Source organism: Gloeomargarita sp. (assembly GCF_053491055.1).
Genome location: NZ_JBRCEP010000074.1, coordinates 1 through 9,564, shown reverse-complemented (window position 1 = coordinate 9,564; position 9,564 = coordinate 1). Strand labels below are relative to the sequence as shown.

8 protein-coding genes are annotated in these 9,564 nt (G+C 55.6%); 4 read left to right on the top strand and 4 right to left on the bottom strand.

The annotated features are described in order from the left end of the window. Window positions 1-283 precede the first annotated feature (283 nt). The 4 genes from leuB to ACWISF_RS08275 are packed head-to-tail and all read right to left on the bottom strand — an operon-like array spanning window position 284 to window position 4,094. Window positions 284-1,378, bottom strand: coding sequence for a 3-isopropylmalate dehydrogenase (leuB, locus tag ACWISF_RS08290; protein ID WP_448381117.1), 1,095 nt, complete (start codon window positions 1,376-1,378; stop codon window positions 284-286). A gap of 48 nt (window positions 1,379-1,426) precedes the next feature. Continuing rightward, on the bottom strand, window positions 1,427-3,322 hold the full coding sequence (locus ACWISF_RS08285; protein ID WP_448381116.1) for a fumarate reductase/succinate dehydrogenase flavoprotein subunit: 1,896 nt from the start codon (window positions 3,320-3,322) through the stop codon (window positions 1,427-1,429). Beyond that, window positions 3,319-3,939: a hypothetical protein gene (locus tag ACWISF_RS08280; protein WP_448381115.1), complete on the bottom strand. Its 621-nt coding sequence runs from the start codon at window positions 3,937-3,939 to the stop codon at window positions 3,319-3,321. Before ACWISF_RS08280 ends, ACWISF_RS08285 begins: the two co-directional genes overlap by 4 nt. Window positions 3,940-3,965: 26 nt before the next feature. Next, entirely contained in the window at window positions 3,966-4,094 is a 129-nt protein-coding gene (locus ACWISF_RS08275; protein ID WP_448381114.1) for a hypothetical protein, read from the bottom strand. Window positions 4,095-4,251: 157 nt separating this feature from the next. On the opposite strand from ACWISF_RS08275, the gene lpdA reads away from it, so the two are divergent. The 4 genes from lpdA (at window position 4,252) to ACWISF_RS08255 (ending at window position 9,304) form a co-directional block, all read left to right on the top strand. After that, window positions 4,252-5,685, top strand: coding sequence for a dihydrolipoyl dehydrogenase (gene lpdA / locus ACWISF_RS08270; protein WP_448381113.1), 1,434 nt, complete (start codon window positions 4,252-4,254; stop codon window positions 5,683-5,685). A gap of 9 nt (window positions 5,686-5,694) precedes the next feature. Continuing rightward, entirely contained in the window at window positions 5,695-6,585 is an 891-nt protein-coding gene (trpC, locus tag ACWISF_RS08265) for an indole-3-glycerol phosphate synthase TrpC (protein WP_448381112.1), read from the top strand. Between the two features lie 170 nt (window positions 6,586-6,755). Further along, window positions 6,756-8,051 (top strand): efflux RND transporter periplasmic adaptor subunit, encoded by a 1,296-nt coding sequence (locus ACWISF_RS08260; protein ID WP_448381111.1) that lies wholly within the window; start codon window positions 6,756-6,758, stop codon window positions 8,049-8,051. Continuing rightward, complete coding sequence (locus ACWISF_RS08255) at window positions 8,048-9,304, top strand: ABC transporter permease (RefSeq protein ID WP_448381110.1); 1,257 nt, start codon at window positions 8,048-8,050, stop codon at window positions 9,302-9,304. The genes ACWISF_RS08260 and ACWISF_RS08255 overlap by 4 nt, the downstream gene beginning before the upstream one ends. Window positions 9,305-9,564 lie beyond the last annotated feature (260 nt).

Sequence of the window (9,564 nt, the reverse complement as noted above, 5' to 3'; positions counted from 1 at the left end):
CTGCTCCGGTGTCCCGTTGAGTATAGTCGTTTCACAGGAAAATGCAACACTTTGAGGCACTGGTCATCACTGTATCCCCTTCCAGGACAGGGTTTTCAGGTAAAGGCGCATGTCGCAAACTTGTTTGAAATGACTATAACTTGGCTTCCCGAACCAACATGAAACCCCTTTATCACATTTCTGAACGGATAGAAAAGACGGTGCTTCCTCCCCAGCCCTAAAGGGCGGAGCCTTGGCGCATTACTTGCCGGTAAATTACGTAAATAAATTACGTAGATAAATATCAGGGTAGTGCGGCCACGGCTGCGGCCACCTGCGCCCCCATCGCCCGACAACCCACCCGTTGCGTGCCTGCGGTGTAAATATCCCCGGTGCGGTAGCCCTCACGTAATACCTGCGCCACCGCCATTTCCAGGGCATCGGCAGCCTGGGTTTCCCCCAACCCGTAACGCAGTAACATGGCAGCGCTGAGTATTTGCGCCAAGGGGTTCGCCACGTCCTGCCCGGCAATATCCGGCGCAGAACCATGCACGGGTTCAAACACCCCCGGCCCCCCCGCCCCCAAACTTGCCGACGGCAACATCCCGATACTGCCGGTCAACATGGCCGCCTCATCCGAAAGAATATCCCCAAACAAATTACTCGTCACCATCACATCAAATTGTTGCGGCCAGCGAATCAACTGCATGGCGGCATTATCCACGTACAAATGGGTTACGGTCACATCCGGGTACTCCGGCGCCAGAGCATTGACACGTTGCCGCCACAGTTGGGACACCTCCAGCACGTTCGCCTTGTCCACCGAACACAACTTTTTCCGGCGTTTTTGGGCCGCCGCAAACGCCACCCGCGCAATCCGGTCAATTTCGCTTGCCCGATAGGCCATCGTATTGACCCCCCGCAGTTCCCCAGTTTCGGTGGTGAAAATGCCCTTAGGTTGGCCAAAATAGATGCCCCCGGTCAACTCCCGCACCACAAGTAAATCCACGCCATGAATCACTTCCGGTTTGAGCGGGGAAGCCTGGAGCAATTCAGGAAACACCTTGGCCGGGCGCAAATTGGCAAATAACCCCAACCCCGAACGCAGTCCCAACAATGCCTGCTCAGGACGCAAATGACCGGGCAATTCATCCCACTTGGGGCCGCCTACTGCCCCTAATAAAACCCCATCACTCTGGCGGCATAATTCCAAGGTTTCCGGGGGCAACGGTTGGCCGGTTTGGTCAATGGCCATTCCTCCGATCAACCCCTCAGAAAACCGAAAATCAATCCCATACTTTTGCCCTAACTTTTCTAAAACCTCTAGGGTGACCGCCATAATTTCCGGCCCAATTCCATCCCCCGGCAAAACCGCAATGTTGTAGCTCCGATTGGTCATGGTGGCATCGTAAACCCAGCAGAGGTATCTTAACAGGAAAAAGACACCTCAACGGTAATTCCGCACCGTCGGTTGCACGGTTTGATAATTTAAGGGTTCCTCGTGCCGTAGGGGTGCTTTTTCTGCTTGCCACTGCCACAGCGCCACATGGGCAAACCGCTCATCGTCCCGCAGCGGCTCCCCTTCAGGAGTTTGGTACTCCTCCCGAAAATGAGCGCCGCAGGATTCCCGCCGCGCCAGAGCATCCAACGTCAACACCGCGGCCAATTCCAAGTAATCCGCTACCCGGCCAGCCTCCTCTAGGGCCTGATTCAACCCCTGGGCCGAACCCGTCACCCGCACATCCCGCCAAAATGCTTGCTGTAAATCCTGAATTTTCGGTAATGCCTCTTTCAAGCCCGTTTCTGAACGGCTCATCCCCACCTGATCCCAAAGAATCATGCCCAACTGCCGATGAAACTCCCTAGGGGGGCACGAACCACCCACACTCAAGAGAGCCGTAAGCCGGTCGTGGGTTTGTTGGGCCGCCTGCTGGAATTCTTCTCCACGAACATCAACTTCTTGGGGTTTGATCCCCGCCAAATAATTGCCCAAGGTGTAGGGAATAATAAAGTAACCATCTGCCAAGCCCTGCATTAAGGCACTGGCACCCAAACGATTGGCGCCGTGGTCCGAAAAATTAGCTTCTCCGAGGACAAATAAACCGGGGATCGTACTCATCAAGCCATAATCCACCCATAGCCCCCCCATCACATAATGCACCGCTGGATAAATGCGCATGGGCGTTTCGTAGGGATTTTCCCCCGTAATTCGTTGATACATTGCAAACAAATTGCCATATTTGCGGTCCATTTCTGCGCGGTTGTGCGCCAAACATTCCTGGAAATCCAAATACACCGACCGGCCTACCCCATAACCGGCATCGCACATTTTTTTAATGGCCCGCGCCGCAATATCCCTAGGTACCAAATTGCCAAAACTGGGGTAGAGTCGTTCCAAAAAATAATCCCGATCTTCAGGGGGAATGTCTTTGGGGGCACGGGTATCGCCAGGGATTTTGGAGACCCACAGGCGACCATCATTGCGTAAGCTTTCACTCATCAAGGTCAATTTGGACTGCCCGGCTGCCGAGACGGGAATACAGGTGGGATGAATCTGCACAAAACTAGGATTGGCTAAGAACGCCCCCCTTTTGTAACACCGCCAAACTGCCGAGGCATTGGCACTTTTGGCATTGGTAGATAGGTAATAAATATTCCCATAACCACCACTAGCGAGGATAACGGCTTGACCCCCATACCGTTCTAATTCCCCGGTGATTAAATTGCGCACAATAATGCCCTGCGCTCGCCCATCGACAATGACCAAATCATAGAATTCCCGCCGCGGCAAGAGTTGCACCGTCCCCCGTTGCACCTGACGCATTAACGCCCCGTAAGCCCCCAATAATAATTGCTGCCCCGTCTGCCCCCTGGCGTAAAACGTGCGGGACACCTGCGCCCCCCCAAAAGAACGATTGGCCAACAAGCCCCCATACTCCCGCGCAAACGGCACGCCCTGCGCCACACAATGGTCAATAATTTGGGTGCTAATTTGCGCCAAACGATAGACATTCGCCTCCCGCGCCCGAAAATCTCCCCCCTTGATCGTGTCGTAAAACAACCGCCAGACACTATCCCCGTCATTCTGGTAATTTTTAGCCGCATTGATTCCCCCCTGAGCCGCAATGCTGTGGGCACGCCGCGGTGTATCTTGTAAGCAAAACACCAGTACTTTGTAACCCAATTCCCCCAGGGTAGCTGCCGCCGATGCGCCCGCTAGACCCGTGCCGATGACCAGTACGGTGTATTTACCCCGATTGGCGGGACTGACCAAACGGCAATGTTTTTTGAATTCATCCCACTTTTGTTCCAGGGGACCATTGGGAATCGGCGTAGGATTCATTGGTGTTGCCCATAGACGGCTAAGGGAATAAGCGCATAACCAAAGATCAGAATTACGCTCAAAATCTGACTCCCAAGGGGCAACCAGGGGGTGATTTGCGCATGCCCAAATCCCAACGATTGCAGACTACTGCCAAAGCCATGCGCCAGGTGCAAACCCAAAGGCAATAATGCCAATTCATACAGGGCTACCCAACCCGGCTGATGAAATAGGTGGGTTACAAGGGCTTCTAAATTACGTTCCCCTGGATGGAACCGAAACTGTTGCACATGGATAATTAGAAACCCAAGGATTAAAGGGCCAGTGATGGTCATGAGGCGGGATGTGAGATTGACAGCCCAACTGCCTGCCCAAGTGTTTTTGTGGGGTAGGTGGGTATATCGAGGTCGAAATTTTTTTTGCTGTCTGCGGATGGCAATCGTGAACCAAATATGCGTGCTCAATGCCAGGAGTAAGGCGAATTCCAAACCATGAAATATCCAGCCCCAGTTTTCTAATGCCTGGGCAAGCTGATTGTAACGACCCGGCCTATCCAAAAGCAACAAATTTCCCCACAGATGAACGAGGAGAAAAAACAGTAAAAATAAACCCGACAGGGCAATCAATGCCTTCTGCACAACACTGCTAGTGAGGATGGCTTTTTTCATCGTCCCAAGCTGCTGGTAGAGATGGCGCGCCAACTGGCAATCCCGGCCAACACCCACGCCAGGGCTAGGATTCCCCACCAAAGGGAACGGCGGAAACGCGGGGGCAGGGAGCGGCTTCTGGTCATCGGTTTAGCCTGCGGCTGGAAACACCCGGTGCTTGTGTGCTTTTTTTAGCCTAGCTCAAGGGGCAGGGTTGCAAGACAGACTTTTACTAAAATTTCCACTGGGGTGGCCGAGGATGGAGATTACACTAAAATAATCCCCAAAGTGGAGGAGAAACCCTTGTTTGACTACGATTTGCTGATTATCGGGGCGGGTGTGGGTGGTCATGGGGCGGCGATCCACGCGGTGGCCTTGGGCATGAAAACGGCGATTGTGGAAGTGGCGGAGATGGGGGGCACCTGTGTCAATCGGGGTTGCATTCCCTCCAAGGCGTTGTTGGCGGCAGCGGGTCGTTTGCGTCAATTGCAGGACAAGGAAACCCTGCAAGCCCTGGGGATCAGCGTGGCCCAGATTCAGGTGGATCGGGCAGGGGTGGCGGCTCATGCCCAAGGAATTGTGACCAAAATTCGGGGGGATTTGACCCGCTCGCTGGAACGGCTGGGGGTGACCATTCTCCCGGGCTGGGGCAAATTGGTGGACCCGCAAAAGGTGAGTGTGACCCAAGGCGGCAAGGAAACCCTGGTGACGGCGCGCCATATTTTGATTGCCACCGGTTCCTATCCCTGGGTGCCGCCGGGGATTGAGATTGACGGGCAAACGGTGTTTACCAGCGACGATGCCCTCAAATTGTCCTGGTTGCCCCCTTGGATTGCCATTGTGGGCAGTGGTTACATTGGTTTGGAATTTGCCGACATTTACACGGCGCTGGGGTGTGAGGTGACGATGATTGAGGCTCTCGACCGCCTGATGCCCAGCTTTGACCCGGATGTGGCCCGGTTGGCGCAGCGGGTGTTGCTCACGGAACGGGATGTGGAAACCTACGTGGGGATGGTAGCGCAAAAAGTTACGCCGGGGAAGCCGGTGGTGGTGGAATTGGCGGATGCGCAGACCAAAGAACTGAAAGAAGTTTTAGAAGTGGATGCGGTGTTGGTGGCCACGGGGCGGCTTCCGGCAACGGAGAATTTGGGGCTGGAATCCCTGGGTGTCCAGCGGGACCGGCGGGGGTTTATCCCGGTCACACCTCAGTTCAATGTACTTAAGAATGGGGAACCTCTGCCGACGGTGTGGGCGATTGGCGATGCCATTGGTACGATGATGCTGGCGCATGCGGCGGCGGCGCAGGGACGGGTGGCGGTGGAAAATATGCTCGGGCAGAACAAAACCGTCAATTACCGGGCGATCCCCGCGGCGGCCTTTACCCACCCGGAAATTAGTTTTGTGGGCTTGACCGAACCCCAGGCGCAGGAGTTGGGGCAAAAGGAGCAATTTCCTGTCGCCGCAGTCCGCAGTTATTTCAAGGGCAATTCCAAGGCGATTGCCGAGGGGGAAGCAGAGGGTTTGGCGAAAGTGATTTACCGCCCGGATACGGGGGAATTGTTGGGCGTGCATATCATGGGCGCCCATGCGGCGGACTTGATCCAGGAAGCAGCGGCGGCCATTGCCACCCAGACCCCCGTCCAGACGCTGGCGGAAATTGTCCACACCCATCCCACCCTCACCGAGGTGTTGGATGAGGCGTTCAAGCGGGCGAGTTTAACCCTGACCCGTTCGTAAGTGCCGGTTATGGTCTCGATTCGGCGCACCCGTCCCCATCTTGCTCTATCCCTTAGCCGCCTGGGTTACCAGATGGACCTGCCCGAAGCCCAACCCCGGCACATTTTAGAGGAAATTGTCTGGGCCAAAGAGGTAGAAGTGGAGCGATTGCGGCAAGGGTTGCCCCTAGCGGAATTGCAAAAAAAGGTACTGAATGCACCCCCGCCCAGGGACTTTTTGGCAGCTTTGCAATCCCCGCCCCATCCGGCTTTGATCGCAGAGGTAAAAAAGGCATCCCCCAGCAAAGGGGTGATTCGGGCAGATTTTGACCCGGTGGCCATTGCCCAGAGCTACGCACGGGCGGGGGCGCGGTGCATTTCCGTACTCACAGATGAGCAATTTTTCCAAGGGAGTTGGGATTATTTAGGCCAGATTCGCCAAGCAGTTGACCTGCCCCTTTTGTGCAAAGAATTTATCATTTATCCCTACCAAATTTATCTTGCCCGTTGGCAGGGAGCCGATGCCATTTTGCTGATTGCCGCCATTCTCTCTGACCAAGATTTGAGCTATTTTATTCGCATCATCCACGCCTTGGGGATGGTAGCTTTGGTGGAAGTGCATACCTTAACCGAATTGGAGCGGGTATTAGGTGTACCGGGGGTAAATCTCATTGGCATTAACAACCGCAATTTGGAGAATTTCATCACGGATTTAAGCACGACAGAAAATCTATTAGCGCAAAAATTACCTGAGATACAACAGCGGGGCATTACTTTGGTTAGTGAATCGGGGATTTACACACCAGCGGATGTTTTACGGATGAAACAGGCAGGGGTGCAGGGGATTTTGGTGGGAGAATCGTTGATGAAACAGCCGGATATTGAACAGGCGGTGCGGGGGTTATTAAGTAATGTTTATTAACCCTAGATTGCTCCGTATGCGGTTTTAGGTGGTTACCAATAAAAATTTGCCCCTACCCTGCGCCTTTGCTGAGAGGGCGGGTTAAAAAAGTCCAAAAGGTTCCTTGAGCCAGACGGGTTAGGGGATTTGCTCGTCTACAATGCAGGTAGGGCTGTCGCGGGGGGTCGCTTGTGCAAACCTGGCGCAAAAACGGCATTCGGTTCCTGCCTGTCCTGGGGGTAGCGATACTGCTGGCCGGGGGAATTGGGTGGTGGGTGTTCCGTCCGCGTGCTCGGAAATGGCCGCAAGTGCCCACGGCAACGGTGACGCGCGAAACCTTGCCGGTGACGATTCAGGTCAATGGGGAAGTCCGCCCCGAACGGGTCATCAACGTTAGCCCCAAAACTGCCGGTATTGTGCGGGAATTGCGGGTCAAAGAAGGGGACCGGGTAGAACGGGGGCAGATTCTCGCCACGATGGACGATACCAATTTGCGGGGGCAATTGCTGCAAGCGCAAGGGCAGGTGGCGGCGGCACGGGCCAATCTCCAGCGGTTGCAGGCTGGGAACCGTCCCCAGGAAATTGCCCAAGCCCAGGCGCAAGTGCAAGAGGTGCAGGCGGCGCTCCGGCAAGCGGAATTGAACCTCAAACGCAATCAAACCCTATTTGCCCAGGGAGCCATTTCCCAGCAGGATTTGGAATTATCTTTGACAGAGCGGGAGCAAGCCCTAGCCCGTTTACAACAGGCAAAACAGGTTTTGGATTTACGAAAAAGTGGTTTTCGCCCCGAAGAAATTGCCCAAGCCCAGGGACAACTGCAGCAGGCGCAGGGGGTGTTGCAGGTGATCCAATCCCAATTAAACGATACGATTTTGCGCGCGCCTTTTAGCGGGGTGGTGACTCGGATTTATGCGGAACCGGGGGCGTTTGTCACACCGACGACTTCGGGCAGTACGGTCTCCTCGGCGACTTCTTCTTCGGTGCTGGCGTTGGCAGCGAATAACCAGGTGGTGGCCAAGGTGCCAGAAAGTAGCCTACCCCAGTTGCGGTTGGGGCAAACGGCCAAAATCGTGGCCGATGCTTACCCGGAGCAGCCTTTGACCGGGCGGATCGTCCAAATTGCCGTGCAGTCGGTCATCGAGCAGAATGTCAACAGTTTTGAAGTGCGCCTGGCGGTGGAGGATGGGCAACAGCGGTTGCGGGTGGGGATGAATGCGGCAGTGACGTTTCAAGTGGGAATTCTGCCCAATGCTTTGGTGGTGCCGACGGTCGCCATTGTCCGTCAGGAACGACGGGCGGGTGTTTTGCTGGCGGAGAACCCCCCCCGGTTTCAACCCATTCGCACAGGCATCAGTGTGCGGGACAAAACGGTGGTGCTGGAGGGCTTAAAAGAGGGGGACAAGGTACTGCTGAGTTTTCCCAGGGGAGAACGCCCGCGCACCCAATTGCCGCCTTTGATTCCTGGTCTGGGGCCACCAAGACGATGATGGGACGCAAACCTCCTACAGGCGTGGCCGGGGGTGACATTCTGGCGATGGCCTGGTCGGCCCTGCAAGCCTACCGGTTGCGGACGGCGCTGACCATGTTGGGGGTAGTAATCGGCATCGCTTCGGTGATCCTGGTGACGGCGGTCGGGCAGGGGGTGCAGGTGGCAACCCAGCGGCAAATTCAAAATCTGGGAACGAATCTGTTGCAAGTTCAGGCCGGTGCGCCCCAGGTGCGGGGGATCAGCCAGGGGGCGGGCATGGCCACGACCTTGACCTTGGAGGATGCCGAGGCGGTGGCGACGCAGGTGCCTTCGGTGGCCCGGGTGGCTCCCTATTTGACCCGCCAACGGCAGGTGACCTACGGCACCCAAAATACCTTGACGCTGGTCAATGGAGTGGATGACAATTTTTGGGCGGTGCGGCAGTTTCAGGTGGCCAGTGGCCGGGTCTTTACCCCGATGGAATTGGATACGGCCCAATCCCTGGTGGTGTTGGGGGCAACGGTGGCCCGTGATTTGTTTGGCAATGCGTCTCCTGTGGGGCAGCGGGTGCGGATTCAGGGCGCCCTGTACGAGGTGATTGGGGTGATGGCGCCCAAGGGCAGCACAGGCGGCTTTGACCAGGATGACCAGGTGTTTATCCCCCTGAAAAATATGGCGGGGCGGATTGTGGGGCAAAATGCCCTGCAGGGGGTGGCCTTGAGCGGGTTTTGGGTGCAGGTGCCCAGTGCGGAGGAGATGGAGGCGGCGCAGTTTCAAATCACCAATTTGCTGCGCATTCGCCACAACATTTATCCCCCCCAGCCGGACGATTTTCGCATCAATAATCAGAGCGATATTATTAATGCGTTTACGGCGATTACGGGTTTGTTGACGGTGATGGTGGGGGCCATTGCCGCTATTTCCCTGGTGGTGGGAGGGATTGGCATTGCCAATATCATGCTGGTTTCGGTGGTGGAACGCACGCGGGAAATTGGTATTCGCAAGGCGGTGGGGGCAACCGGGGCGGCAATTCTCCAGCAATTTTTGACCGAAGCGGTGCTGGTGTCCCTGGCAGGGGGTGGGATCGGTGTGGCGCTGGGGTTGGGCTTGGCGTGGGGGGCGGCGCAATTGCTGCAAATTCCCCTGGTGTTGGCTCCCTGGGCGATTGGGGCGGCACTGTTGTTGTCTGCGGGGGTGGGCTTGGTGGCAGGGGTAGCACCGGCGCAACAGGCGGCGCGTTTAGACCCGATTGTGGCCTTGCGAAGTGATTGAGACATACTCCCTCTGCCCCAAAGGGCAAGGATTCTTGACGCTATGGCTTCGCCACGCAAGCTATAGCTAGGTAGGTTAAGGTTGTCGCCTGAAGATTCATGGCTACGCCACGCTTCGCTATATAGCTAAGCAGGCAAAGGTTGACATATAGAGCAGATGACTGAATCGATGAGGTCATGAAGGTTTTGGGTTGTGGATGTCATAGTTTTTCTAACTCTTTGCTTGATTCTATGCCATGGATGCTCAATCGGGTTTAAATC